Below are 24,221 nucleotides of genomic sequence, written 5' to 3' on the forward strand. Positions count from 1 at the left end.
GGTCTCAGATGTTCCGGAAACGGTTGATCGCCTCGAGGTGCGTCGCGCGCATCTCGTGGTCGCGGACACCGAGGCCCTCCTCGGGGGCGAGGGCGAGCACGCCGACCTTGCCCTGGTGGAGGTTGCGGTGGACGTCGTACGCGGCCTGGCCCGTCTCCTCGAGGGAGTAGACCTTGGACAGCGTGGGGTGGATCTTGCCCTTGGCCACCAGGCGGTTGGCCTCCCAGGCCTCGCGGTAGTTGGCGAAGTGCGAGCCGACGATCCGCTTGAGCGACATCCACAGGTAGCGGTTGTCGTACTCGTGGTTGTAGCCCGAGGTCGAGGCACAGGTGACGATGGTGCCGCCCTTGCGGGTGACGTACACGGAGGCGCCGAAGGTCTCGCGGCCCGGGTGCTCGAAGACGATGTCCACGTCCTCGCCGCCGGTCAGCTCGCGGATGCGCTTGCCGAAGCGCTTCCACTCCTTCGGGTCCTGGGTGTGCTCGTCCTTCCAGAACTTGTAGCCCTCGGCGCTGCGGTCGATGATCGCGGTCGCGCCCATCGCGCGGCAGATGTCCGCCTTCTGCGCGCTGGAGACGACGCAGATCGGGTTGGCGCCGCCGGCCAGCGCGAACTGGGTGGCGTACGAGCCGAGTCCGCCGCTGGCGCCCCAGATCAGGACGTTGTCGCCCTGCTTCATGCCGGCGCCGTTGCGGGAGACCAGCTGGCGGTAGGCGGTGGAGTTGACCAGGCCGGGGGAGGCGGCCTCCTCCCAGCTGAGGTGGCCGGGCTTGGGCATCAGCTGGTTGGACTTGACGAGTGCGATCTCGGCGAGACCGCCGAAGTTCGTCTCGAAGCCCCAGATGCGCTGTTCGGGGTCGAGCATCGTGTCGTTGTGGCCGTCCGAGGACTCCAGCTCGACCGAGAGGCAGTGCGCGACGACCTCGTCGCCCGGCTTCCAGGCGTTGACGCCGGGGCCGGTGCGCAGCACGACGCCCGCGAGGTCCGAGCCGATGACGTGGTACGGGAGGTCGTGGCGCTTGGTGAGCTCCGACAGGCGCCCGTAGCGCTCCAGGAAGCTGAAGGTGGACACCGGCTCGAAGATCGAGGTCCACACGGAGTTGTAGTTGACCGACGAGGCCATGACGGCCACCAGGGCCTCGCCCGGGCCGAGCTCCGGCACGGGCACCTGGTCGAGGTGCAGGGACTTGCGCGGGTCCTTCTCGCGGGTGGTGAGCCCTGCGAACATCTCCGCCTCGTCCTTGTGCACGGTGATCGCGCGGTACGAGTCGGGGAGCGGCAGGGCCGCGAAGTCGGCGGCCGTAGCGGCCTGCGACTGGATCGCGTCCAGGATGTCCTTCACGGTGTTGCCTCCGGCGGAGCGCTGATGAGGGTGCGCTGAGGGATACGCAGGTGCGTGGTACGGGTGTGGTGTGGTGCTGCGGTGCTGCGAGATGCCGTCGGTCCGGTGAGGGTCCCCCCGGCCGAAGGCTGGGGGAGAGCTGTGGTGCTGGCGACGCCCGTGGTGAGGCGTGCGGTGCCTGGTGACGCAGGCATCCGGGGCGCGGTTCGTGCCGAGTGGGCGTGGACCGCGGGGACATCCGGACGAGATTCAACGTATGGCACCCCGTGTCACCCGGCAAGGCACCGCGTGCCAAAACTTTCTCTCATTTGCCTATTGACCTGCGCAGATGAGCGATGATCGATCAGAGTTACCCGTGAGTAGGGGCAAGTCGGACAAACAAAAGCGGCCGCCCCCGGAAGGGGGGCGGCCACTGTGATGTGTGTGACTCGACGGGTGGGACTACTGCTTGTTCCTCAGTGCTTCCTCGATGGTCCGCATGACCTCGTCGAGCGGGGCGTCCGTACGGGCCACCGCCACCAGCACCTCGCCCTGCGTGCGGACCGCCGCCGGCGCGTCCGGGGCCGGCGCCGTGCTCAGGGTCCGGCCCGCGCCGATCCCCGTACCGAAGGTCTTCCGCACGATCGAGAAGGCATGGTCCAGCTGCGCCTCCACGTCCCCCTGGCCGCCCGCCCGCAGCCAGCGCCGCAGCACGTGGTTGTGGGCCGTGACGACCGCCGAGGCGGCCACCTCGGCCAGCAGCGGGTCGTCGTTGCCGTCGTGGTGGTCGGTCTCGTCGAAGTGGGCCAGCAGATAGCGGGTGAACAGCCGCTCGTACCGGGCCACCGAGGCGATCTCCCGCTCCCGCAGCGCCGGCACCTCGCGGGTCAGCCGGTAGCGCTCCACCGACACCGCCGGCGAGGCGGCGTACATCTTCATGACTTCCTTGATCCCGCGGCACACCGTGTCGAGCGGGTGCTCGTGCGCCGGGGCCACGTCCAGCACCGCCTCGGCCCTGGTCAGGGTGTCGTCGTGGTCCGGGAAGATCGCCTCTTCCTTGGAGCGGAAGTGCCGGAAGAAGGTCCGGCGCGCCACCCCCGCCGTCGCCGCGATCTCGTCGACCGTCGTCGCCTCGTACCCCTTGGTCGCGAACAGCTCCATCGCGGCGGCGGCGAGCTCACGGCGCATCTTGAGCCGCTGCGCGGCCGCCTTGGTGCCGGCCGTGCTCTCCGGGCTGTCGGAGGCCGTGGCGGCGCGGGGCGAGGTCTTGGCGGGCTGGGACATGGATCGAAAGTACTTCATTTGCGCAGGGGAGCGCGCCTGAGGGGGGTGGGACGGGGGTGGATGCGGGGGAGAGCCCGCACTGGGCTCGGAAGGTATGGCCTGCCGTGAGGGTCCGGCAGACCCGAGCAGCCCTCCCCACGCATCCGGCTCTTGGGGCACCTGGCCAGGGCGCTGCTTACCGGCGGGCGTACTCACGGAATCCGCGGCCGGTCTTCCGGCCCAGGCAGCCCGCCGCCACCAGGTGCTCCAGCAGCGGGGACGGGGCCAGTCCCGGGTCGCGGAACTCCTTGTGGAGGACCTTCTCGATCGCCAGCGAGACGTCCAGACCGACGACGTCGAGGAGCTCGAACGGCCCCATCGGGTAGCCGCCGCCCAGCTTCATGGCGGCGTCGATGTCGTCGAGGCTGGCGTAGTGCTGCTCGACCATCTTGACGGCGTTGTTCAAGTACGGGAACAGCAGCGCGTTCACGATGAAGCCGGCCCGGTCCCCGCAGTCCACCGGGTGCTTGCGCACCTTCGTGCAGATCTCGCGGACCGTGGCGTGCACGTCGTCGGAGGTCAGGACGGTCCGGACCACCTCGACCAGCTTCATCGCCGGCGCCGGGTTGAAGAAGTGCATGCCGATCACGTCCTGCGGACGCGAGGTCACGCGGGCGACCGCGATCACCGGCAGCGAGGAGGTGGTGGTGGCCAGCACCGCGCCCGGCTTGCAGACCTTGTCCAAGGCCGCGAACAGCTCCTGCTTGACCGCCAGGTCCTCCGCGACGGCCTCCACGGCCAGGTCCACGTCGGCGAACGCGTCCAGCGACCCGGCCGGGGTGATCAGGGCCAGTGTCTGCGCGGCGCCCTCCTCGGTCAGCCGGCCCTTGGACACCGCACGGCCCAAGGACTTGCCGATCGCGGCCTTCGCGGCGTCCGCCTTCTCCTGGCTGCGGGCGGCGAGCACCACCGCGAAGCCGGCCTGCGCGAAGACCTGCGCGATACCGCTCGCCATGGTGCCGGAGCCGGCCACGCCGACCGAGCCGACCGGACGGCCCTCGCCGAGCCGGGCCCCGTCCAGCGGGGTCTGCGCGTCGCGGACGATCGTGGAGCTGCCCGGCTCCTCGTACGTGTAGAAGCCGCGCCCGGACTTCTGCCCGGTCAGGCCGGCCTCGGCAAGGTGGCCCAGGATCGGGGCCGGAGCGTGCAGCCGGTCGCCGGAGGAGGAGTACATGGCCTCCAGGACGGTCCGGGCGGTGTCCACGCCGATCAGGTCGAGCAGCGCGAGCGGGCCCATGGGCAGGCCGCAGCCGAGCCGCATCGCCGCGTCGATGTCCTCGCGGGAGGCGTACTTCGACTCGTACATCGCGGCGGCCTGGTTGAGGTAGCCGAAGAGCAGGCCGTCCGCGACGAAGCCGGGGCGGTCGCCGACCGAGACGGGCTCCTTGCCGAGCTCGCGGGCCAGCACGGTGACCGCCTCGACGGCCGTCGGGGCGGTGAGGACGCTGGAGACGACCTCGACCAGCTTCATCGCCGGGGCCGGGTTGAAGAAGTGCAGGCCGAGGACGCGCTCGGGACGCTGCGACTCGGCGGCGAGCCGGGTCACCGACAGGGCGTTGGTACCGGTCGCCAGGATCGTGCCGGGCCGGACGATCGCGTCGAGCTCGCGGAAGAGGCGCTGCTTGACCTCGTAGCTCTCCGGGACGACCTCGATGACGAGATCGGCGTCGGCCGCGGCGGTCAGCTCGGTGAAGGTGCGGAAGCGGGCCAGCACGCCCTCCCGCTCCTGCTCGGTGAGGCGCTCGCGGGTCACCGAACGGGCCGTGGCGGCCGCGAGGGAGGCGGTGGCCCGGCGGGTGGCGGTGTCGCTGATGTCGATGCCGATGACCTCGCGGCCGGCCCGGGCGAGGACCTCGGCGATGCCGGTGCCCATCGTGCCGAGGCCGACGACGGCGATGGTCTGGAGGGTGGACTGACTGGACGTGGACGGAAGGTCCATCGCGGGACTCCAGTGGAAGAGGGTGACGACTGAGGGCGGCGCGCGGCGCACGACGCGCGGCAGAGATCCCGGCCCCGAGGAAGGGCGGGGCGCAGAGAGCGGCGGACCCTGTCCCGGGGCCACGCCGTACACGAGAAGCACTCGAGGCAGCCGAGGCACACGAGGTACGTGATGTACCCGGGATGCCTGACGTGCCTGAGGTACCGAACATGAGGTACCGAACCGACTGGTACGGGGCGGCTGCGTCACCAGGCCGGCCTCGTACGTTGAAGGGAGCGTAACCCGCCGGTAACTGGCGCGCCAGAGCGCGGAGATGTGACCTGTACCGCCCAAATGTACCGATCATCGATCATCGATCACCCATCTGCGGAAACCCGCCGCGGCGGCGCCCTCACCCCCCTAGGGTGGCCGGGTGAACGACGTGCTGGAGCGCCTGCGAACGGAATCCGGGCAGTCCCCTCCGTACGAGGAACTGCTCGCGGCGGACCCCGACGCGCTGGCGGCCTCCCTGACCTCCGCCGGGCTGCCGCTGTGGGCCCGCGAGCTGGCCGCCTACCGCCTCGGCCTGGCCGGGGACCGGCGGGCCTTCGAGCCGCTGGTGCTGCTGCTCAACCACCGGGATCCGCCGCGCTGCGCGGCCGCCGCGGAGGCGCTCGCCGTACTGGGGGACCCGCGTACCGCCCGCGCGGCGGCCGCCCTCGCCACCAACACCCTGCGCACGGCCTACGCCCTCCAGCCCGTACGGCTGCTCACGGCCCTGCGCGCCCCCGAGTCGGCGCCGGTCCTGATGGCCACCCTGGCCCGCCTGCTGTCCCCGCACGACCCCTACTGGCGGGTGGCCCTGGCCTGTGTCGAGGGACTCGGCGCCCTCGCCGACCCCCGGTCCCGAGAGGTGCTGACCCGGGCCCAGTCCCATCCGCGCCTCGCGGTGGCGGCGACGGCCGCGCTGCGCGCGCTCGGCTGACATGATCGCTCGCATGAGCGAACGCGACGACAGCCACATCACCCGCCTGGCCGCGCCGGAGGGCGTCCACCCCGGTACGGGCTACAGCCATGTGGCCTGGGGCACCGGGCGGTTCATCGCCGTCTCCGGCCAGTGTGCCTTCGACGAGCAGGGCGAGGTAGTCGGCGCGGGCGACGCCTCCGCGCAGGCCCGCCAGGTGTTCGAGAACCTGCGGCGCTGCCTGGCAGCGGCCGGGGCGACCTTCGACGACGTCGTGAAGCTGACCTACTTCGTCACGGACGTCGCGCACCTCCCGGCGGTACGCGAGGCACGCGACGCGGTCATCCCCGGCGACCGGCAGCCGGCCTCCTCGGCCGTCCAGGTCGCCGCCCTCTTCCGGCCCGAACTCCTGCTGGAGGTGGAGGCCTTCGCGGTGCTGCCGATGCCTGCGGAGCGGTAGGCCGGGTCAGCGGGCCGAGGACGGTTCGCCCTGCGCGGGGACGGCGGCGGGCCCGCGGCCCGCACCGCCCGGCTGCCGGGGCACCAGGATCACATCGGGCCCGGCCGCGGCCGTGGCCGTCGTGGCCGTCGTGGCCGGCGCGGCCTGCGTGGACGGCCGGTGGCGCTCCGCCGCCTGCTGGACCCGCCGGCCGAGACGCTGCGCCGGCAGCTCGACGAGGCGGTACATCACATGGCTCGCGGCCAGCAGTACGGCGAGGAAGATCCCCGTCCAGGCGAACTTCCCGAGCGTCGACGAGGGCATCGGCGGAACCCCGAGCAGCGGCCCGAGGGTACGCAGCAGCGGGAAGTGCAGCAGGTACAGCGAGAAGCTGATGGCGCCGAGCCAGGTCAGCACCTTCGGGAAGCGCCGGTTCCGCAGGAGGAAACCGAGGCCGAACAGGGCCCAGGCCGCCAGGTAGGAGATCGAGAAGGCCTTCCAGCCCGAGGTCCACGTGTGCTCCTGGACCCCGTTCCGGTTGTACAGCCACCCGGCGAGCACGCCCGCGGCGACCACGAACCCGCAAGCGAGCAGGGCCGGGGCCCGGCGGAGCTGGCCGTGCTGCGCACGGTAGACCGCGGTGCCGGCGAACATCGTCGCGGGGATCAGCAAGGTCTCGAACGCCACCGCCCGGCTGTTCAGCGTGAGCAGCACCAGGCCGAGTCCGCCGAGCAGCACGGCGCCCGCCCCGGTCAGCTTCCGGTTGCCGCTGAGCACACCCCAGAAGCCCAGCAGGAAGACCGGGGTGACGATCAGCAGGAGCAGCCGGACCGAGCCGAGCTCCGTCAGCAGCAGCTGCGGGGCCAGGGCCGTGCCGATCGCCAGCGCGGCGCCGGCGAAGGCCACCGCGATCACTCCGCTGTGCCGGTGCAGGCCACGGGTGAACAGGGCGGTGACGAAGAAGTAGAAGACCATCTCGTAGCAGAGGGTCCAGGTGACGTTCATGCCGTTGCGGACGCCGAGAAGGTCCTGGAGCATCAGGCCGTTCGCGATCAGCGAGGCCAGGTTGTCACCGGTGCGCAGCAGCGAGGTCGAGCCGTCCCCGGGCGGCAGCATCACGATCGAGGCGGCCAGCGCGACGATGAGCGCCGGGTAGATCCGGAAGATCCGGCCGATCCAGAAGGCCCGGACATCGCCCCGGCGCTCCAGCGAGGCCGGGATGATGTAGCCGCTGACGATGAAGAAGAGCATGACCCCGAACACACCGAGGTCGAAGTTCTGCCGGACCAGCCCGCCGAACGGCAGCATCCGCAGCACGCCGAAGTGGTGCAGGGCCACGACCAGGGCGGCGAAGCCGCGCAGCGCGTCCAGCCAGCCGAGCCGCGCACCGGTGGCTGCCGGGGCCTCGGCGGTCTTCCGCCGAGCGAGGAGGGGTATGTGCTGCTTCACCGCAGGGACCCTAGCTCATACCCGGCCGGCCCGCTCCTGTTCACCGCAGCGTCGGGGACGGGCCGGGCGGAGCCGGTACGAGTGGCACTGATTCGGGACGAACTCGGGCGAACCGGCTGGCCGGCGAACCGGCCGGCCCGCGAACCGGCGAACGGCGAACCGGCCGGCCCGCGAGCCGCGCACCGCCCCTAGCCGCGGAAGCCCAGCAGGCCGTGCAGCGCCGCGCCGCCCGCCGACGGGGGCACCGCGCGGGTGGCCGCGGTCGGCTTCGGGGCCGCCTGGGAGGGGCAGGTCGCATCCGAGGCCCCGCCCGTCCGCAGGTACGCCGCCACCTTCTCGTCCAGGCACTTGTTGCCGCTGAGCGCGACCCCGTGGTTGCCGCCGCCCTCCTCGACCACCAGCGCCGAGCCCTTCAGCTTCCCCTTCATGCTCAGCGCCCCCTCGAACGGAGTCGCCGCATCGTCCGTCGCCTGGAGGAGCAGGGCCGGCGGGAGATCGGCGTTGGTCACGTCCGGCGCCGCCAGCGGCTCCGTCTGCCAGAACGCGCACGGGGCGTTGTACCAGGCGTTGTTCCAGGTCATGAACGGCGCCTTCGCATGGGTGCGCCACATGTCCGTGCGCCACTGGTTCCAGTCCGTCGGCCAGGCCGAGTCGCGGCACTGCACCGCCGTGTACACGCTGTAGCTGTTGCCCGCGGACGGCTCCACCGCCCCGAACCGTTCGTACGCCGTCACCAGCGGCTTCGGGTCCCCGGTCACCGCGTACGCCGAGAAGGCCTCGGCGAGGACCGGCCAGTAGCCGTTGTAGTAGCCGCCCGGCATGTAGGTGTCCTCCAGCTCCGACGGGCCCACCTTGCCGCCCGCCGGTGTCGTACGCAGGGCGTCCCGCATCGCGTACCAGCGCTCCTCGACCCCCGCCGGGTCGGTGCCGAGCTTGTACTTCTCGTCGTACTGGGCCACCCAGGCCAGGAAGGCCTTGTGGCGGGCGTCGAAGGCCTGGTCCTGCGCGAGGTTGTCCTCGTACCAGACCCCGCCCGGGTCGACCACGGAGTCCAGGACGAGGCGGTGCACGCGGTCCGGGTGGAGTTTGGCGTACACCGCGCCCAGGTAGGTCCCGTACGAGTAGCCGAAGTAGCTGACCTTCGCCGCGCCGAGGGCGCTGCGCAGCACCTCGATGTCGCGGGCGGCCGAGACGGTGCCGATGTAGGGGAGCACGTCCGCGTGCTTGGTCTGGCAGGACTCGGCGAAGGACTTCACCCGCTCCAGGTTGGCCTGCTCGGTCTGCAGGTCGCGCGGGACGGAGTCCGGACGTACGGGGGTGAAGTGGCCGGGCCCGCAGTCGAGGGTGGGCTCGCTCTTGCCGACGCCCCGCGGGTCGAAGCCGATCACGTCGTACTGGGCGGCGACGTCCTTGGGCAGCGCGGAGGCGATGAACCCGGCCAGCGCCCGGCCGCTGCCGCCGGGGCCGCCGGGGTTGACCAGCAGCGGGCCCTGGGACGTGCGGGCGGTGTGCGGGACCCGGGTCAGGGCCAGGGAGATCTGGCGGCCCGCGGGCCGGTCGTGGTCCAGCGGGACCTTGAGGGAGGCGCACTGCAGCGTCGGGTAGCGCTGGGTCGCACAGCCGGTCCAGCGGAGCGCGGCGGGCGCGGCGGCGGCCCGGGCCGGCGCCGCTGCCGTCGGCGTGGCGCCGGCCGGGCTCGTGACGACGGCGGCCACCGTCGCGGTGGCGATGGAGAGCAGGACGGCGGCGCGCTTCTTGAAGGGGCCGCGCTTCTTCGCGGGGTGCAGCATGGGGCCTCCCAGCCGAGGGTTCTGGGCGGAATCGTCCCGGAAACCGTGCCTGGAAGGCGGGATTGGGCTGCTGATTGGCCCGATGTGATGAGCTTTCAGGGGCCGTACGAGGTCACAGGAGGCTGAGCTGGGTGGGGCCGGCGGGCGCGGGCTCGGCCGGGGCTTCGGGGACGGCGATCCTGCGGGCCGCGGCCTGCCGGGAGGGGCCGATGCCGAATTCCGCCGCGAGCTCGTGGACTTGCCGGGTTATCTGCCGCCGGTGCCAGGTGGGCGCGTACGAGCGGCCGGCGTACATCCGCTCGTACCGCTCGACCAGGTGGGGATGGCGGGCCCGCAGCCACGCCGTGAACCACTCGCGGGCGCCCGGCCGCAGATGGAGTACCAGGGGTGTCACCGAGGTCGCCCCGGACTCGGCGACGGCCCGCACCGTGGCCCGCAGCTGCTCGGGGGAGTCCCCGAGGAAGGGGATCACCGGGGCCATCAGCACCCCGCACTCGATCCCCGGCGTCGGTCAGGGCCCGTACGGCGGCCAGCCGGGCGGCGGGGGAGGGCGTGCCGGGTTCGACGGTCCGCCACAGGGCGGTGTCGGTGAAGCCGACGGATACGGAGATGCCTACTCGCCGGCCTGACGACGACGCCCCCCGCCCACGGTCCTCGGGGGCCGTGGGCCTACGTCGGCGGGCGCATGCGGAAGTTGTACGACGGGGGGAGCGGGCGGTCCGTCATGCGGGTCCAGACCTCCGAGAGGATCTCGTCGCCCTCGCGGAGGTCGGGCAGTTCGAAGCCCTCCTCGAACACCCGGCGGGCCGCGCCCACATGGCCCTCCGCCGCCAGCAGCCGGGCGGCCAGCAGGCGGAACCGGCCCTCCTCGCGGAGCGCCGGCCGCAGCCGGTCCCACACCGCCCGCGCCGCCGGCAGGCGACCCGCTGCCAGCAGCGCCGTCATCGCCTCCCGCCCCAGCGCGGACTCCGCGGCCGTCCACGGCTCGCCGCCCCGGCTCTCCTCGGTCAGGTCCTCGAAGGCCTCGGCGAACCGCTGCGCGGCCCGCGCCGGGTCGCCGGCCAGCGCGTCCGCCACCGCCAGGCAGCGCAGCAGCGGCCACCGCGAGGGCGCCAGCGCCAGGCCGCGCTCCCAGCTGCGCACCGCCTGGGCCACATCGCCCGCATGCCACTGGGCCACGCCCAGGTGGTATTCGGTCAGCGGATCCGCCGGGGCCGTCTCCAGCATGTCCCGCCAGTGCGGGGCCACCAGGCTGGGCCCCGGCGGCGCCACCCGCCGCGGGGCGGGGAAGACCCCGGTACGCCACAGCTCCAGCCAGGGCGCCTGCGCCTCGCCGAGCCCCGCCCCCTCGAAGGGGGTGCCGGGCAGCTTGTGCCCGCCGCACAGCACCTCCAGCGCGCCCCACCCCGAGCCCGTGGCCAGCCGCTCCCCGGGCTCCGTGTCGGCTGACCCGCGCCACGCCTCGTACGCCTCCTCGACGCGCTCCCGGGGCAGGGCCGCAGCCAGGGCCGTCTCCGCGGCGGACCGGGCCGACGCCCAGTCGGGGCCGTGCACCGACGCCATGTCCGCGGCCAGGGGCCCGTACGCCTCCAGCCAGCTGAACTCCGCCCCGGCCTCGAGCCGTACGTGCTCCAGCTGGGTCCGGGCGAGGCCGGCCTGGATCTCGGCGTAGCCGCCGGTGCCGGGCTCGGTCAGCCACTCCTGCCAGCGCCGGCCGCCCTCCCCCGCGCCCCAGACGAACAGCTTGCGCCCGCGCAGCCGGGCCGTGGACGTCTGGACGAGCCCGTGCCCCTCCGCATCCAGCGAGGCGATCCAGGGCCGGGCCCCGGCCGGGACCTCGTAGAAGAAGTCGGCCGGGTACGTGCTGCGCAGCGGGTACGTGCGGTCCTCGCCCTCCCACTGCGGTACGGGGATCCGCCGCAGGGCCCGCTCGTACCCGAAGTGCCAGGCCTCGTCGGCGGGGGCGAGCACCCGTGTGCCGGGGTCCTCCGGGACGGCGATGTTGGACCACCAGTAGACGGGGGCGGACCGCTCGTGCGGGTTGCGGATGCGGACGCCGACGTACAGGAACTCCGAGTCCTCCGGCAGCCACAGGTCCACCTGGAACGGGAGGTCGCGCAGCCGCTCCCACTCCCACAGCCGGACCATCACGCCCCCATCGGGCGCCGGTACGAGCGCGGCGTGCAGCGGGGCGCAGGAGAGGGTGGTGTGGCCGCTGGCGCCGATGTTCCACTCGATGCCGCCCGAGAACCAGGCGCCGTTGAGGGCGAAGTTGGCGGGCTGGAACACCGGGTTGCGGTACAGCAGTTCACGGCCGGTGGGCACGTGCACGAGGGAGTGGACCCGGCCGCCGAGTCCGGGCAGCACGGTGACCCTCAGGTGTGCGTTCTCGATGACGACAGCCTCGAACTCGCGCTCCTGCCTGCGCCGTTGGTACCCGTCCAGCAGGCGTACGGGCAGCAGCGAGCGCAGCGGCTCGTACCCGATCTGCCGGGCCATGTCGCGCGGCAGCCCCTCGCGCCTGGGGGCACCTCCCAGCGGTGGCTGGGGGAGCTCGTCCAGTGCGTGCGCGTCGGCGGGGGCGCGCAGGACGGGCAGCGGGTTCTCGGGCCCCAAGGGGGCTGCGGGCAGGGTCAGTACGGCGCGGCGGACGGTGGTGGCCATGCAGGAAATGGAACACGCCACGGCGGCCGGTGCACAGGGGTTCCGCGGATCACCACCGGTCAGGATTACGCAAAGCCCTGGCCGGAGCGCTACCCCGAACGACCCGGGCAACCCGGCCACCCCGAACGCCCCCGCCTACGCGAACGCCCCCGCGACCAGGTCGGCGAGCAGCTCCCCGGCCCGCAGCTCCGGGTCCAGGTCCGGGTCGTAGATCGTGACGTTGAGCCCGACGCACCGCGGGGAGCCCACCAACACGGCGAGCAGTTCGGACAGTTCGCCGGGGAGCAGTCCGCCCGGGTCGGGGCTGTCGACGGCGGGCATCACGGCCGGGTCCAGCACATCGGCGTCCAGGTGGACCCAGAACCCGTCGGTGTCCGGCCGATGCAGTCCGTCCAGCGCGGCGCGCGCCACCGGGACGGCGCCGCGGGCCCGGATGTCCCCGACGGTGGCCGCGGAGATTCCCGCCGCGCGCAGCTCCGGCAGGTCCCCGTCGCCGTCGCGCAGTCCGAAGAGCCGTACGTCCTCGTCCCGGAGGTAGGGGCCGAGCCCGTCGAGGTCGGCCAGGTCGGCCTGGCCGCGGCCGGTGGCGAGCGCGAGTTCCTCCCCGGCGGCTGCCCCGACGGGCCCGTTGACGGCCTCGTTGCCGGGGTGGCGGAAGTCGGCGGAGCCGTCGATCGCGGCCAGTCCGTACCGCCCGAGGCGGCGCATGGCGAGGGAGGCGCCGAGCTGGATCGAGCAGTCCCCGCCGAGGACGACAGGGAACTCCCCGGCCGCCAGGTGCGCCCCGATGCGGTCGGCGAGGGCGAGCGTGTACGTGGCGAGGGGGCCGGAGTGGAACACCCCGTCGCCCTCCTTCCAGCTGCCGCGGTCGTAGCGCGGCGGCACCACGACCCCGCCCTCGCGGGCGCCGAGCCGGCTCAGCAGGCCCTGGTCGCGCAGGGCGCCCGCCAGTTTGTAGACACCGGGGACGGTGCCGGGCGCGGACGGGCGCAGGCCCAGGTTGGACGGGGCGTCGATGAGCACCAGGCTTCGCATGCCTTCATCCTGCGCGATCGGCGCCCGCGGGACCAAACATCTCGGCGGTGACCGCCCAGCGCTCGTGATCGCGCCAGGCCCCCTCGACGAAGAGGAAGTCCGGCGAGAACCCCTCCAGCCGGAACCCGGCCCCGCGCACCAGCGCGAGAGAGGCGGCGTTGCCCGGCTGGATGTTGGCCTCCAGCCGGTGCAGTCCCAGGCCGCCCTCGTCCTCGGGGGTGAAGGCGTACCCCACGACCAGCCCCAGCGCCTCCCGGAACAGCCCGCGCCCGGCGGCATGCGCGAACGCGCCGTAGCCGAGCGCCCCGCAGTCGAAGGCGCCGCGGACGATGTTGTTGACGTTGACGAACCCGGCGATGGCCCCGGTCTCGCGCTCGCAGACCAGGAACCCTGCCCGGCTCCCGCCCTCGATCAGGCGCGTCGCGTACGGCTCGTACTCCTCGATCGTCGCGGGCGGGGACAGCCACGGGCGGTGGAGGTCCCGGCTCTCGTGCACGCGTGCGGTGAACTCGGGGCCGTCGGCGAGCCGGAACGGCCGCAGGCCGACGTGCTCCCCCTCGCGGAGGTACGTGGAATATGACATCCGCCCAGGCTATGAGGTGTGGCAGGATCCCCGACGTGATCGCCGACCTGGACACCGAAGAACTGCTGCGCGCGGCGGTACACAACAACGCCGAGTGGTGCGCGGCGGTCAGCGGCGGCGGCTCGTTCGCGGCCGACGCGTGGACCAGTGCGCGCCGCACCCCTCCGTACTACCCCGACGGCGTGACCCTGACCCGCGAGGCCTCGGCGGACGCGCTGCTGGCCGGGATGGACACCGGCTCCCCCGGCTGCTCGGTCAAGGACAGCTTCGCCGTGCTCGACCTGGCCCCGGCGGGCTTCGAGGTCCTGTTCGCAGCGCAGTGGATCCACCGCCCGGCGCAGGCCCTGGCTCCAGTCACGGCCGCTGCTGCCACATCCCCACTGACCTGGTCCCGTGTCACCGGCGCCAGGGAGCTGGCCGCCTGGGAGGCGGCGTGGGACGGCGGGGAGAGCACCGGCCTGTTCCACCCGGGCCTGCTCACCGAGGAGATCGCCTTCTTCGCCGGCCGCTCCGCCGACGGCCGTATCGTCGCCGGGGCCGCGGCCAACCGGACGGGCCGGGTCGTGGGCCTCTCCAACGTGTTCACCGCGGACGGAACCCCGGACGACGAGGCCTGGACGGGCGCCCTCACCGCGGTCGCGAACCTCTGGCCCGGCCTCCCGGTCGTCGGCTACGAGGCCGGGGACGACCTCGACACCGCCGTCCGCCACGGCTTCGCCCCACTGGGCCCGCTCCGCGTCTGGCGGCACACCGCCTAGTGCGGCACCAAGCGGCCTCGGGGAAGTGGGGTACGCCCCCGCGCCGCCCGGCACGGCGCCTCGCCGCGTTGTCGCAGCACCCTGGTACGTCCAGTAAAGGCGTGCCGCTCCGCCTTGCGATGCACCGCACCGGCCGACGCGAAAACGAAACCCCACTTCACCAAGGCCGCTCAGAAGGGTCTCGGCGCCAGCACCAGCTTCGGGACGTCCGTCCGGTCGATGCCGAACACCTGGGTGTACAGGGAGAGTTCGGCCTCCAGTGCGCGGATCATGGTGTCCGCCCGCCGGAAGCCGTGGCCCTCGCCCTCGAAGGCGACGTACGCGTGCGGGACCGGGCGGCCCCGGAGCGCGGTCAGGAAGCGCTCCGCCTGGGCCGGCGGGCAGACCGGGTCGTCCAGGCCCTGGAGCAGTACGAAGGGTGCGGTGATCCGGCCGGCGCGGGCCACCGGTGAGCGTTCGCGGCAGCGTACGGCCAGGGTCTGCGGGGGTCCGGCCAGGCCGTCGATGTACCGGGACTCCAGGTCGTGGGTCTCCTCGGCGAAGCCCAGCAGGTCCAGCACGGGGTAGATGAACGTCCCGCAGGCGTACAGGTCGGTGGCGGCCAGCGAGGCCGCCGCCGTCCAGCCGCCCGCGCTGGCGCCCCGGATGGCGAGCCGGTCCGGGTCCGCGGTGCCCTCGGTGGCCAGCGCCCGGGCCACCGCCGCGCAGTCCTCCACGTCGACGACGCCCCACTGCTCGCGCAGCCGCTCCCGGTAGGCGCGCCCGTAGCCGCTGGAGCCGCCGTAGTTCACCTCGGCCACACCGATGCCGCGCGAGGTGAAGTAGGCGATGTGCAGGTCGAGTACGGGCGGCATGTGGTCGGTGGGGCCGCCGTGCGCCCACACCACGTACGGGGGCAGTTCGTCGGCGGGGGCCCGGCGCGCGGGGTGGTGCGGCGGATAGACGTGGGCGTGGATCTCCCGGCCGCCCGGACCGAGGAAGGTCCGGCTCTGCGGTTCCGGGTAGTACGAGGGGTCCACCGGGTCCACCCCGGCCGCGCCGACCACCCGGGCGTGCCCGTCCCCGGTGCCGAGCTCCACCACCTCGTAGGCGCTGCGCGGGCTGGCGGCGACCCCGTACACGCGGCTGCCGTGCGCGGCGAGGGTCGGCTGCCAGGCCGTCCACGGCCCGGCGGCGTCCACCAGGTCGCCGCTCTCCGGGTCGAGGATGCCGAGCACCGAGGAGCCCTGGCCGTGCAGGACTGCGAGGAGGCCTCCGGGAAGCGGGGCGAGCCAGCTCAGCCCGGGTTTCCACAGAGGGCCGCCGAACTCCTCCTCGCGCGGGCACAGGTTGACGGCCTCGCCGGTCGCCGCATCCACCCGGTACGGATTCCACCAGCCGCTGCGGTCGCTGACGGCGAGGAGGTCCCCGCCGGGGGTCCACTCCACCTGGGCCACGGACTCCTCGGGACCACCGAGCACGGTACGGGTCCCGGTCAGCGTCCCGTCGGCCGCGACGCCGGCGAGGCGCACCTCGGTGCCGTCCCACGGCATCCTGGGGTGGTCCCACACCAGCCAGGCCGCGTGCAGCCCGTCGGGGGACAGCCGGGGTCCGGTGGTGAACCGGTGCCGGTCGTCGGTCAGTTCGCGGACGAGGGACCGGTCCTCGGCGGCCGAGCCGTCGAGCGGTACGGCGGCCAGCACCCGGCGTACGTCGGTGGGCGCCGGGCCGGTGAACTCCTCGAGTACGCACCAGACTTCACCGGCCCGCAGGACGGGGTCGGCCCAGCGCAGCCCGCCGCCGACCGCGGAGACGGGGCTGAGGGGCCGCGGGGCGGGGCCGCCGGGCGCGTCGGGCTCGTACGCGTACATCCGCTGGTCGGCGAAGTGGACGAACACCACCAGGGGCCCGCCCGCGGTCCGTTCGGTGCCCGCCCAGGGCCGGCCGCCGTACTCGGTGACGCGGCTGCGGACGTTCCACGGGGCGGGCAGCACCGAGGCCTCGGGGCCGCCGTCGGCGGGCCGGCGCACCAGGGTGCGGCGGCCGCCCTCGGCCGGCCGGGGCTCGGTCCACCACACCTCGGGGCCGACGGTGCCGAGGTACTCGGGCCGCCCGTCGAGCGAGGCGGCGACCGCCGCGCCGATGGGCGAGGGCCAGCTGCCGTAGGGCCCGGTCGGCACCGCCATCACCGGCTCCCCCTCACAGGGTCCGCAGGGCGTGGTCGAGGACGCGCACGCCGAAGTGCAGGGCGTCGACGGGGACCCGCTCGTCCACGCCGTGGAAGAGGGACCAGTAGTCGAAGCCGGGCGGCAGTTTCAGCGGGGAGAAGCCGTATCCGGTGATCCCGAGCCGGGAGAACTGCTTGGCGTCGGTGCCGCCCGCCATACAGAACGGCACCACGTGGCCGTCGGGGTCGAAGCGCTCCACGGACTCGCGCAGGATCGCGAAGGTCTGTCCGTCCACGGGGGCTTCGAGGGCCATCTCGCGGTGGTGGAACGCCCACGTGACGTCGGGGCCGGTGAGTTCGTCGAGGGTGGCGATGAACTCGGCCTCGCTGCCGGGCAGCATCCGGCCGTCCACGTAGGCGGTGGCCGTACCCGGAACGACGTTGAGCTTGTAACCGGCGCTGAGCATGGTGGGGTTGGCGCTGTTGCGTACGGTCGCCTCGACGAGGAGGCCGGCCGGGCCGAGCTTGCCGAGGACGGCGTCCAGGTCGAAGCTGCGGGCGCGGGGGTCGACCGACAGGCCCTGGAGGGCGGCGAGTTCGGTGATGCAGGCGGCGACCGTGCCGGTGAGCCGGACGGGCCAGCGGTACTCGCCGATCCGGGCCACGGCGGCGGCGAGCCGGCTGACGGCATTGGCCCGGTTGGGCTTGGAGCCGTGGCCGGTCGTGCCGTGGGCGGTCAACTTCAGCCAGGCGGTGCCACGTTCGCCGGCCGCGATCGGGTAGAGGGCCTGCCCGGGTCCGTTGTGCACGGTGAAGGCGCCCGATTCGCTCAGGCCCTCCGTACAGCCCTCGAAGAGGTGCGGGTGCTGGTCGGCGAGGAATCCCGAGCCGTCGACCGCGCGGTCCTCCTCGTCCGCGGTGTAGGCGATCACGATGTCGCGGCGCGGCCGGCAGTGTTGCCCTCTCTCGGCTGCGCGCGCCCAGGCCCGTACGACGGCCAGCACCATCGCGTCCATGTTCTTCATGTCGACGGCGCCGCGGCCCCAGACCACCCCGTCGCGGATCTCGCCGGAGAAGGGGTCCACGCTCCAGTCGGCGGCCTCGGCGGGGACCACGTCGAGGTGGCCGTGGACGAGGAGGGCCTCCGCGCCGGGGTCGGTGCCCTCGATCCGGGCCACCACGTTGGTGCGGCCGGGCGTGCGTTCGAGCAGGACCGGCTCGAGGCCGGCTGCGGCGAGCCGCTCGGCGACGTACTCGGCGGCGGGGCGCTCGCGGCAGTCGCCGCCGCCCCGGTTCGTGGTGTCGATGCGGATCAGGCCTGAGGTGAACTCGACGGCTTCGTCGAGCGCCACCCGGTCGACGGGGGACTCCGAGGCGGAGGGCTCCCCGATGGGGGTCTCCTCGGCCGGGCGCTGGGGGGTGACTGCGGGCATGTCAGCCATACTGCTCCTCCACGGCTGCCGAGACGACCGTCGTGACCGCCTTGAAGGTCCGGATCCCCTCGTACATCGTCTCGCTGGTGTACGCGACCCTGCGTTCTCCGGAGCGTTCGACGCCCGGGACGACGGTGGCGGCCATCGCCAGGTGCTCGGCGTCGAACTCCAGCTCCACGGTGTACGGCCCGCCGCGCGCGGGTTCCCGGCGTACGGCGAGGGCCGCGGCCTCCTTGGCTGCGGCCCGGATGTCGGCGGCGGTACGGGCCGGGGTGCGGCAGACGGCGGCGTAGCGGGAGACGTGGTCCTTGACGGCGACCTTCACCGCGTCCGGGGCGTAGCCGTCGGCGTCGACGCAGGTCAGGTCGTCGCCGGTGACGAGGACCACCGGCACTCCGTACTCGGCGGCGACGTGGGCGTTGAGCAGTCCCTCGCTCGCGCGGATCCCGTTCAGCCAGACCCCGGTGATGGAGTTGGCGAGGTAGGTGTGGGCGAGGACGCCCGGCGTTCCGGCGCCGGTGTGGTAGCCGACGAAGGCGATGCCGTCGACGTCGCCGTGCTGGACCCCCTCGACCATGGTGAGGGACTTGTGGCGGCCGGTGAGCATCTCGGCCCGCTCGTCGAGCTGTTCGAGCAGCAGGTTCCGCATGGACCAGTGGGCCTCGTTGATGAGGACCCGGTCGGCGCCTCCGTCGAGGAAGCCGAGTGCGGCCGCGTTCACGTCGGAGGTGAAGAGGTGGCGGCAGCGCTCCCACTCGGGCGTGCCGGGCAGGACGTCGGCGGGCCAGGTGACGCCCGTGGCGCCTTCCATGTCGGCGGAGACGAGGATCTTCATCGGGCCCCCCGGGCGGTCGGCTGCCACGGCGCGGCCGACACGGACGGAGCCGCCCACGCAGGCTTCCACCCTAGCCGCCCGGGCCCGCTCCGGCCGGGGGCCACGCCCGGGCGTCCGACCGCGGTGTCGCCGGGAGGTCACGCCCGGGCCGGGGGCTCACTTCCGCCGGGAAATCCACCCGATCCGGTGAGCCGCCCGGCACCGTTGCCGGGCAACGGCCTTGCTCAGCCCTCGACTTCGGCGGCCAGGTTGGCCAGCAGGGTGTCGTAGATCCGGCCGAGGCCCTTGGGGGCGAAGGTGCGCTCGAAGAAGCCGCCGATGCCGCCGGCGCCGTTCCAGACGGTGGTGACCACGGCCTTGGACTTGCCCTCGCCGGCCGGGGTGACGACCCAGGTGGTGACCATGGTGGAGTTGCGGTCCTTCTCCACGAGCTGGCCGTCGGTGGGCTCGGTGACCTCCAGCAGGCAGTCGCGCACGCGCTTGCTGGTGGCCTGGAGCTTCCAGTGGACGAGGGTGCCCTCGCCGTCGCCGCCCTCGCGCACCTCGTACTCGCTGAAGTGCTCGGGCAGCATCTTCGCCCGGGTCCCGGTGTAGTCCGCCAGCGCGTCGAACACGGTCTCCGCGTCAGCCGCGATGATCCGCTCCGTGGTGGCTTCGACCTGCGCCATAGCTGTTCCTCCAGCAGTTGTCTTCGCTCGTCGCGGCAAGCCAACCACCTCCGGGGCAAGGGCCCAAATCCGGGTCGGACGTGATGGCGGGGGCGGATGGGGAAACGTGTCCCCGGGGGAAGGCGGAGGGTCAGGCCCGGGCCAGGATTTCGCCGTTCAGGACCGAGAACCAGGCGTCCGGGGCCGTGCCCCAGCGGTGCCAGGCCTCGGCGACGGCGGACAGTTCGGCCGCGGTCGCGTGGCCGCCGCCCGTCGCGAGGGACGCGTACGCCGAGGCCGTCGTACGGTCCGCCCACAGGGAGGACCACCACGCGATCTCCTCGGGAGTGGCGTAGCACCAGGCCGTCGCCGACGAGGACACCTCCGTGAAGCCCGCCGCCTTCGCCCAGGACAGCAGGCGGCGCCCGGCGTCCGGTTCGCCGCCGTTCGCGCGGGCCACCCGGCGGTACAGGTCCTGCCACGCGTCCAGGCCCGGCTCCGCCGGGTACCAGGTCATCGCCGCGTAGTCCGCGTCCCGGGCGGCCACGATCCCGCCCGGCCGGCACACCCGCCGCATCTCGCGCAGCGCCTGCACCGGGTCGCCGACGTGCTGCAGCACCTGGTGGGCGTGGACCACGTCGAAGGAGTCGTCCGGGAAGTCCAGCGCGTGGACGTCCGCCGTGGCGAACGTGACCGCCCCGGCCAGGCCGCGCTCCTCCACGTACTCCGCGGCCTGCTCCAGGACGTCCTGCGCGGCGTCGACCGCGGTCACCCGGCCGCCCGGCGCGACCAGTTCCGCCAGGTCCGCCGTGATCGTGCCCGGGCCGCAGCCCACGTCCAGGACCGACATCCCCGGCCGCAGCTCGCCGATCAGGTACGCCGCCGAGTTCGCGGCGGTGCGCCAGCGGTGCGAGCGCAGAACGGATTCGTGGTGCCCGTGCGTGTAGACGGCCGTTTCCCTGGCACTCATGACCCGACTCCTCCTCGTCGTTGAAGCGTTGTGATCACCGTAGGGGATGGGTTCGGGATATAAGATATGTGTTTTGACATGTGGACACCATCCTTGCGCTGCACGGGAATCGAACAGGTCGGTGGCACGGCGATACGGGTGCGAGGACAGTGGGCTCCAGAGACGGGACCCCCTGGCAGAGGACGGTGGGAGCCATGCCGGACACGCTGCTCGAACAGCACGCCGAGGCCCTGCGGCTCTTCGGCGAGCGGGTGCGCGCCGTCGCGGACGGCCAATGGGACGCCCCGACGCCGTGTACGGAATGGACCGTGCGCGACCTGGTCAACCACGTCACCGGCGAGCAGCTCTGGATCCCGCCGATGGTCACCGACGGCCGCACCGTCGAGGAGATCGGCGACGCGTTCTCCGGCGACGTGCTCGGAGAGGACCCGGCCGGGGCCTGGGACCGCGCGGCGGCCGCGGCGCACGCCGCGTTCACCGCGGCCGGGGCGCTGGACCGCACGGTCAGGCTCTCGTACGGGCCCGCACTGGGCCGGGCGTACTGCGCGGAGCTGACCGCCGACTGCGTCGTGCACACCTGGGACCTCTCCCGGGCCGTCGGAGCCGACGACCGGCTCCCGGACGGCCTGGTCGAGTTCTCCCTCAAGGAGGTCATGCCGTACGCCGACGGGCTCGCGGCCGGCGGGATGTACGCCGCGCCGCTGGACGTGCCGGCGGGCGCGGACGCCCAGACCCGGCTGCTGGCCATGGTGGGCCGACAGGGCTGAGCCCCCGAGCCCGTGGCCCTCGGCCCCCCGGAGGGCGATAACAGGCGTACCCCTACGAATAACCGTATAAAGGGCATGGTCAAGGGCATGGCCGGTCGGCAGCACGTACGGAGTCGGCAGCACGTACGGAGTCGGCGGTATGTACGGAACGGGGAAAGGCAGGGCGGCGAGGTGTCGGGGATGCAGCGCACGGCGGAGGGCCGAGGTCCGGTCCGGTACGGGCCGCCCCCGCCCCAGCCCGGACTGCCCGTGCTGCCCGAGCTCACCGCCGTGATCGCCGCGGCCGCGGAACGGTCCGCCCCCGAACCCCCGGGCGGCGGGGAGCCCGTACGCGAGGCCGCGTGCCGGCACTGGGGGAGGCGCGGGCTCCCCACCGAGCCGGAGAACGTGGCCGCCGGGCCCGGCGCGCCCGGTCTCCTGCTGGCGCTGCTCGGCGCGTGCGGGGGCGATGTCATGCTGCCCCGGCCCTGTCCCGCCTGGTGGACGCCGCAGGTCCGGCTGCTGGGACGGCGGGCCTACCACGTGCCGACCCCGGCCGAGTGTGGCGGCATCCCGGACCCGTACGCCCTGCTGGAGACCGTACGGCGGGTGCGGGCCGAGGGCGGCGACCCGCGCGTACTGCTGCTGTCGGTGGCCGACGACCCGACGGCGACGGTGCCCCCGCCCGAAATGCTGCGCGAGGCCTGCGAGGCCGCCGGGGACGCCGGGCTGTTCGTCGTCAGCGACGAGAGCTGGCGCGACACCGTCCACCGGCCGCACGACACCCTCGTCCTGAGCCCGGCCGAGATGCTGCCCGACTCGGCCGCCGTACTCCTCGACCTGTCCGGTGCACTGCTGCCCGCCGGGTGGCCGGCCGCCGTGGTCCGCTTCCCCGGCACCCCGCGCGGCGCCTGGCTGCGGGCCCGCACTCTCGACATGCTCACCGCGACCGGCGCCCTGGTCGCGGGCCCGGTCGCCGGGGCCGCCGCGCACGCCCTCGACGAGCCCGACGCCGTCGTCGGCCGGGCCTATGCCGCGGCCGCGCTGCACGGGGTGGTCGCCGCCGCGGCCCACCGGGAGCTGCTGGCCGTCGGCGCCCTCGCCCGGCCGCCGCAGGCCGGGCGGCACCTGTACGCGGACCTGAGCCCGCTGCGCGCCGGGCTGGCGCGCCAGGGGGTCCGCGACGCCATGGAACTGGAGGACTACCTGGGAGGCCGGCTCGGCGCACCCACCCCCGGCGGGCAGCGCTTCGCGGACGACCTGGGCGCGCTGCGGGTCCGCCTGTCGACCGGCCCGCTGCTCGGCGCCACCCCGGAGGAGCGGCTCGCCGCGCTCACTGCGCGCGACCCGCTCGCGCTCCCGCACGTACGACGCTCCCTGGACCTCCTCGGATCGGTCCTGGCCGGGCTGACCTCCTGACCGACTTTCGCCGACCGACGCGACGAGCCCGCTGTGCGGTGAACGGAGAGCTCTTGATGAGGGACGGGACGGACACCCCCCCCGGCCCCCGGCTTCGCGGCCCCCGGCCCCGCAGCCCCCGGCGCCTCAAACGCCGGCGGGGCCGAAGGGGGCGTCTCCTGGGCCGGGCACCGGGAGGGTCAAAGGCTGCGCAAGCGGCGCCAGAGGGTGGGAGCCGCGCTGATCAGGAGCGTGAGGGAGACCGCCAGGGCCACGCCCTTCCAGGGCTCCGAGAACAGGGAGCCGCCCAGGATGCCGATCAGGCAGTACGTCGCCGCCCAGGCCAGGCAGGCCGGGGCGTCGCCGCGGGCGAACCGGCGTAGCGGGAGGCGGGCCAGCAGACAGGCCAGCATCACCGGGATGCGGCCCGCCGGGACCAGTCGGGAGACCACCAGGACCAGGACCCCGTGTTCGTCCAGCTTGCGCTGCGCCTGCGCGAGCCGCTCGGGAGTCGCGCGCCCGCGCAGTGCCTCCAGCCAGCGCGAGCCGTTGCGGGAACGCACCCCGCGCTGCCCCAGCCAGTACAGCGCCACGTCCCCGGTGAACGCGGCCACCGCCCCCACCGCGAACACCAGCAACAGCCCGAAGGGCAGCGACTGGTGATGGAACGCCACCACTGCTGCCGTGCTCACCAGCGCCCCCGTCGGGATCACCGGTACCAGCGCCCCCAGTGCCACCAGCAGGAACAGCGCCGGGTAGCCCACCGCCTGCTGGGTCGCCTCCGGCGGCGCCTGGCCGACCCCCGCCGCTGTCGCTGCCGCCAGCTCGCACCATGTCACGGCAGCCGCACCCGCTCGCCGTGGTCGGGCACCCGTACCGTCACCTTCGGCGCCAGCTGCCGGGCCCGCCGTACGAACTCCTCGCCCGGCGCGTGGAATTCGTGCGGCCGCAGCGCGTCCAGCCCGATCGGCCAGTACGTCCCGTAGTGCACCGGCACCGCTGCCGCCGGCGCCAGCGCGGCCAGTGCCTGCGCCGCCCGGCCCGCGTCCAGGTGCCCCGGCCCCAGGTACGGGCCCCAGCCGCCGACCGGCAGCAGCGCCACGTCCACCGGCCCGACCTCCTCGGCCATCGCGTCGAACAGCCCGGTGTCCCCGGCGAAGTACGTCCGCGCCGAGCCCTGGACCACGTACCCGAGCGCCGGCGCGAGATGCGGACCGAACGGCAGCCGCCGCCCGTCGTGCCGCGCACTGACCGCCCGTACCCGTACGCCGGCCCGTACGCCGACCTCGTCGCCCGGAGCCATCTCCGTGACCGCCAGCCCGCGCACCCGTGCGACCCGCGCCAGCCCCGGCACGGCCCGGCGCGCCCCGCGCGGCACCAGCAGCCGGGTTCCGGGCGCCAGCCGGGCCAGCGACGGCAGGTGCAGATGGTCGGCATGCAGGTGCGACACCAGCACCGCGTCGGCCTCGGCCGCCTCGGGCGGGGGCAGCGCCCCGCGCCGCCGCCGCAGATGCGCGAGCCGCCGGGCGAACAGCGGATCCGTCAGCAGCCGCACCCCGGAGTCCTCGACCGTGCACGTGGCGTGCCCCCACCAGGTGATCTCCACCGACACCCGGCCTCCCCGTCGCCCTCGTCTCCCCGGACCTCTCGAGCCTAAGCGGCCTCGGGGAAGTGGGGTGCGTTTTCGCGTCGTCCGGTGCGGTGCATTGCAAGGCGGAGCGGCACGTTTGTACTGGACGTACCAGGGTGCTGCGACAACGCGGCGAGGTGCCGTGCAGGGCGGCGCGGGGGCGTGCCCCACT

General features: G+C 73.8%; 20 protein-coding genes and 1 pseudogene. 5 read left to right on the forward strand and 16 right to left on the reverse strand.

The window, feature by feature from the left end; all coding sequences use genetic code 11:
* Positions 1–4: 4 nt before the first annotated feature.
* The 3 genes from ccrA to AB0M76_RS04905 form a co-directional block, all read right to left on the reverse strand.
* A complete protein-coding gene (gene ccrA, locus AB0M76_RS04895) occupies positions 5–1,342 on the reverse strand; it encodes a crotonyl-CoA carboxylase/reductase (RefSeq protein WP_266662093.1) in 1,338 nt (445 codons plus the stop codon).
* A gap of 441 nt (positions 1,343–1,783) precedes the next feature.
* Positions 1,784–2,605, reverse strand: a complete 822-nt coding sequence (locus AB0M76_RS04900) for a TetR family transcriptional regulator (RefSeq protein ID WP_365951556.1) — start codon at positions 2,603–2,605, stop codon at positions 1,784–1,786.
* Between the two features lie 175 nt (positions 2,606–2,780).
* Entirely contained in the window at positions 2,781–4,583 is a 1,803-nt protein-coding gene (locus AB0M76_RS04905) for a 3-hydroxybutyryl-CoA dehydrogenase (RefSeq protein ID WP_365951557.1), read from the reverse strand.
* 412 nt (positions 4,584–4,995) lie between these two features.
* Between AB0M76_RS04905 and AB0M76_RS04910 the strand changes: the two genes are divergently transcribed.
* Together AB0M76_RS04910 and AB0M76_RS04915 are read left to right on the forward strand one after the other, a co-directional pair.
* Positions 4,996–5,547, forward strand: a complete 552-nt coding sequence (locus tag AB0M76_RS04910) for an adenylosuccinate lyase (RefSeq protein ID WP_053786622.1) — start codon at positions 4,996–4,998, stop codon at positions 5,545–5,547.
* Between the two features lie 13 nt (positions 5,548–5,560).
* Positions 5,561–5,986 carry a RidA family protein gene (locus AB0M76_RS04915; RefSeq protein ID WP_365951558.1) on the forward strand — a complete coding sequence of 142 codons (426 nt, stop codon included), beginning with the start codon at positions 5,561–5,563 and terminating at the stop codon, positions 5,984–5,986.
* 6 nt (positions 5,987–5,992) lie between these two features.
* On the opposite strand, the gene AB0M76_RS04920 is transcribed toward AB0M76_RS04915, so the two are convergent.
* From AB0M76_RS04920 to AB0M76_RS04945, 6 genes and pseudogenes are all read right to left on the reverse strand, one after another.
* Positions 5,993–7,414 carry an acyltransferase gene (locus AB0M76_RS04920; protein WP_365951559.1) on the reverse strand — a complete coding sequence of 474 codons (1,422 nt, stop codon included), beginning with the start codon at positions 7,412–7,414 and terminating at the stop codon, positions 5,993–5,995.
* Positions 7,415–7,602: 188 nt separating this feature from the next.
* The gene (locus AB0M76_RS04925) at positions 7,603–9,204 is read right to left on the reverse strand and encodes an alpha/beta hydrolase (RefSeq protein ID WP_365951560.1); all 1,602 of its coding nucleotides are present in this window, start codon (positions 9,202–9,204) and stop codon (positions 7,603–7,605) included.
* 112 nt (positions 9,205–9,316) lie between these two features.
* Positions 9,317–9,821, reverse strand: a pseudogene (locus AB0M76_RS04930) (radical SAM protein); the annotation flags it as partial.
* Between the two features lie 52 nt (positions 9,822–9,873).
* Entirely contained in the window at positions 9,874–11,868 is a 1,995-nt protein-coding gene (locus AB0M76_RS04935) for a DUF5107 domain-containing protein (protein WP_365951561.1), read from the reverse strand.
* Positions 11,869–12,003: 135 nt separating this feature from the next.
* A complete protein-coding gene (locus AB0M76_RS04940; protein WP_365951562.1) occupies positions 12,004–12,903 on the reverse strand; it encodes an arginase family protein in 900 nt (299 codons plus the stop codon).
* A 4-nt stretch (positions 12,904–12,907) separates the two neighbouring features.
* Positions 12,908–13,486 (reverse strand): GNAT family protein, encoded by a 579-nt coding sequence (locus AB0M76_RS04945; protein WP_365951563.1) that lies wholly within the window; start codon positions 13,484–13,486, stop codon positions 12,908–12,910.
* A gap of 11 nt (positions 13,487–13,497) precedes the next feature.
* Here AB0M76_RS04945 and AB0M76_RS04950 point away from each other — a divergent pair, with 11 nt between their 5' ends.
* On the forward strand, positions 13,498–14,244 hold the full coding sequence (locus AB0M76_RS04950) for a hypothetical protein (protein WP_365951564.1): 747 nt from the start codon (positions 13,498–13,500) through the stop codon (positions 14,242–14,244).
* 170 nt (positions 14,245–14,414) lie between these two features.
* Here AB0M76_RS04950 and AB0M76_RS04955 read toward each other — a convergent pair whose 3' ends face one another.
* The 5 genes from AB0M76_RS04955 to AB0M76_RS04975 form a co-directional block, all read right to left on the reverse strand.
* Entirely contained in the window at positions 14,415–16,409 is a 1,995-nt protein-coding gene (locus AB0M76_RS04955) for a prolyl oligopeptidase family serine peptidase (RefSeq protein WP_365951565.1), read from the reverse strand.
* A 13-nt stretch (positions 16,410–16,422) separates the two neighbouring features.
* Positions 16,423–17,781 carry a M20/M25/M40 family metallo-hydrolase gene (locus AB0M76_RS04960; RefSeq protein ID WP_365951911.1) on the reverse strand — a complete coding sequence of 453 codons (1,359 nt, stop codon included), beginning with the start codon at positions 17,779–17,781 and terminating at the stop codon, positions 16,423–16,425.
* Positions 17,782–17,824: 43 nt separating this feature from the next.
* Positions 17,825–18,658, reverse strand: coding sequence for a M55 family metallopeptidase (locus AB0M76_RS04965; RefSeq protein ID WP_365951912.1), 834 nt, complete (start codon positions 18,656–18,658; stop codon positions 17,825–17,827).
* A gap of 224 nt (positions 18,659–18,882) precedes the next feature.
* The gene (locus tag AB0M76_RS04970; protein ID WP_266662059.1) at positions 18,883–19,326 is read right to left on the reverse strand and encodes an SRPBCC family protein; all 444 of its coding nucleotides are present in this window, start codon (positions 19,324–19,326) and stop codon (positions 18,883–18,885) included.
* Positions 19,327–19,456: 130 nt separating this feature from the next.
* On the reverse strand, positions 19,457–20,275 hold the full coding sequence (locus tag AB0M76_RS04975) for a methyltransferase domain-containing protein (protein WP_365951566.1): 819 nt from the start codon (positions 20,273–20,275) through the stop codon (positions 19,457–19,459).
* 194 nt (positions 20,276–20,469) lie between these two features.
* Here AB0M76_RS04975 and AB0M76_RS04980 point away from each other — a divergent pair, with 194 nt between their 5' ends.
* Together AB0M76_RS04980 and AB0M76_RS04985 are read left to right on the forward strand one after the other, a co-directional pair.
* Positions 20,470–21,042 (forward strand): TIGR03086 family metal-binding protein, encoded by a 573-nt coding sequence (locus AB0M76_RS04980; protein ID WP_365951567.1) that lies wholly within the window; start codon positions 20,470–20,472, stop codon positions 21,040–21,042.
* Between the two features lie 180 nt (positions 21,043–21,222).
* Positions 21,223–22,440 carry an aminotransferase class I/II-fold pyridoxal phosphate-dependent enzyme gene (locus AB0M76_RS04985; protein ID WP_365951568.1) on the forward strand — a complete coding sequence of 406 codons (1,218 nt, stop codon included), beginning with the start codon at positions 21,223–21,225 and terminating at the stop codon, positions 22,438–22,440.
* Between the two features lie 179 nt (positions 22,441–22,619).
* On the opposite strand, the gene AB0M76_RS04990 is transcribed toward AB0M76_RS04985, so the two are convergent.
* Together AB0M76_RS04990 and AB0M76_RS04995 are read right to left on the reverse strand one after the other, a co-directional pair.
* A complete protein-coding gene (locus AB0M76_RS04990) occupies positions 22,620–23,243 on the reverse strand; it encodes a VTT domain-containing protein (protein ID WP_365951913.1) in 624 nt (207 codons plus the stop codon).
* Positions 23,244–23,254: 11 nt separating this feature from the next.
* Positions 23,255–24,031 carry an MBL fold metallo-hydrolase gene (locus AB0M76_RS04995; RefSeq protein WP_365951569.1) on the reverse strand — a complete coding sequence of 259 codons (777 nt, stop codon included), beginning with the start codon at positions 24,029–24,031 and terminating at the stop codon, positions 23,255–23,257.
* Between the last annotated feature and the right edge of the window lie 190 nt (positions 24,032–24,221).

The sequence above is a fragment of the Streptomyces sp. NPDC051364 genome, assembly GCF_040682115.1.
Taxonomy (GTDB): Bacteria; Actinomycetota; Actinomycetes; order Streptomycetales; family Streptomycetaceae; genus Streptomyces.

Excerpts from the sequence above, each read along its gene's own strand:
- AB0M76_RS04940 (WP_365951562.1), bottom strand. The coding sequence starts at position 12,903 with ATGCGAAGCCTGGTGCTCATCGACGCCCCGTCCAACCTGGGCCTGCGC.
- AB0M76_RS04925 (WP_365951560.1), bottom strand. The coding sequence starts at position 9,204 with ATGCTGCACCCCGCGAAGAAGCGCGGCCCCTTCAAGAAGCGCGCCGCC.
- AB0M76_RS04975 (WP_365951566.1), bottom strand. The coding sequence starts at position 20,275 with ATGAGTGCCAGGGAAACGGCCGTCTACACGCACGGGCACCACGAATCC.
- AB0M76_RS04905 (WP_365951557.1), bottom strand. The coding sequence starts at position 4,583 with ATGGACCTTCCGTCCACGTCCAGTCAGTCCACCCTCCAGACCATCGCC.
- AB0M76_RS04955 (WP_365951565.1), bottom strand. The coding sequence starts at position 16,409 with ATGGCGGTGCCGACCGGGCCCTACGGCAGCTGGCCCTCGCCCATCGGC.
- AB0M76_RS04965 (WP_365951912.1), bottom strand. The coding sequence starts at position 18,658 with ATGAAGATCCTCGTCTCCGCCGACATGGAAGGCGCCACGGGCGTCACC.
- AB0M76_RS04970 (WP_266662059.1), bottom strand. The coding sequence starts at position 19,326 with ATGGCGCAGGTCGAAGCCACCACGGAGCGGATCATCGCGGCTGACGCG.
- AB0M76_RS04915 (WP_365951558.1), top strand. The coding sequence starts at position 5,561 with ATGAGCGAACGCGACGACAGCCACATCACCCGCCTGGCCGCGCCGGAG.
- AB0M76_RS04935 (WP_365951561.1), bottom strand. The coding sequence starts at position 11,868 with ATGGCCACCACCGTCCGCCGCGCCGTACTGACCCTGCCCGCAGCCCCC.
- AB0M76_RS04950 (WP_365951564.1), top strand. The coding sequence starts at position 13,498 with ATGAGGTGTGGCAGGATCCCCGACGTGATCGCCGACCTGGACACCGAA.
- AB0M76_RS04980 (WP_365951567.1), top strand. The coding sequence starts at position 20,470 with ATGCCGGACACGCTGCTCGAACAGCACGCCGAGGCCCTGCGGCTCTTC.
- AB0M76_RS04900 (WP_365951556.1), bottom strand. The coding sequence starts at position 2,605 with ATGTCCCAGCCCGCCAAGACCTCGCCCCGCGCCGCCACGGCCTCCGAC.
- AB0M76_RS04985 (WP_365951568.1), top strand. The coding sequence starts at position 21,223 with ATGCAGCGCACGGCGGAGGGCCGAGGTCCGGTCCGGTACGGGCCGCCC.
- AB0M76_RS04945 (WP_365951563.1), bottom strand. The coding sequence starts at position 13,486 with ATGTCATATTCCACGTACCTCCGCGAGGGGGAGCACGTCGGCCTGCGG.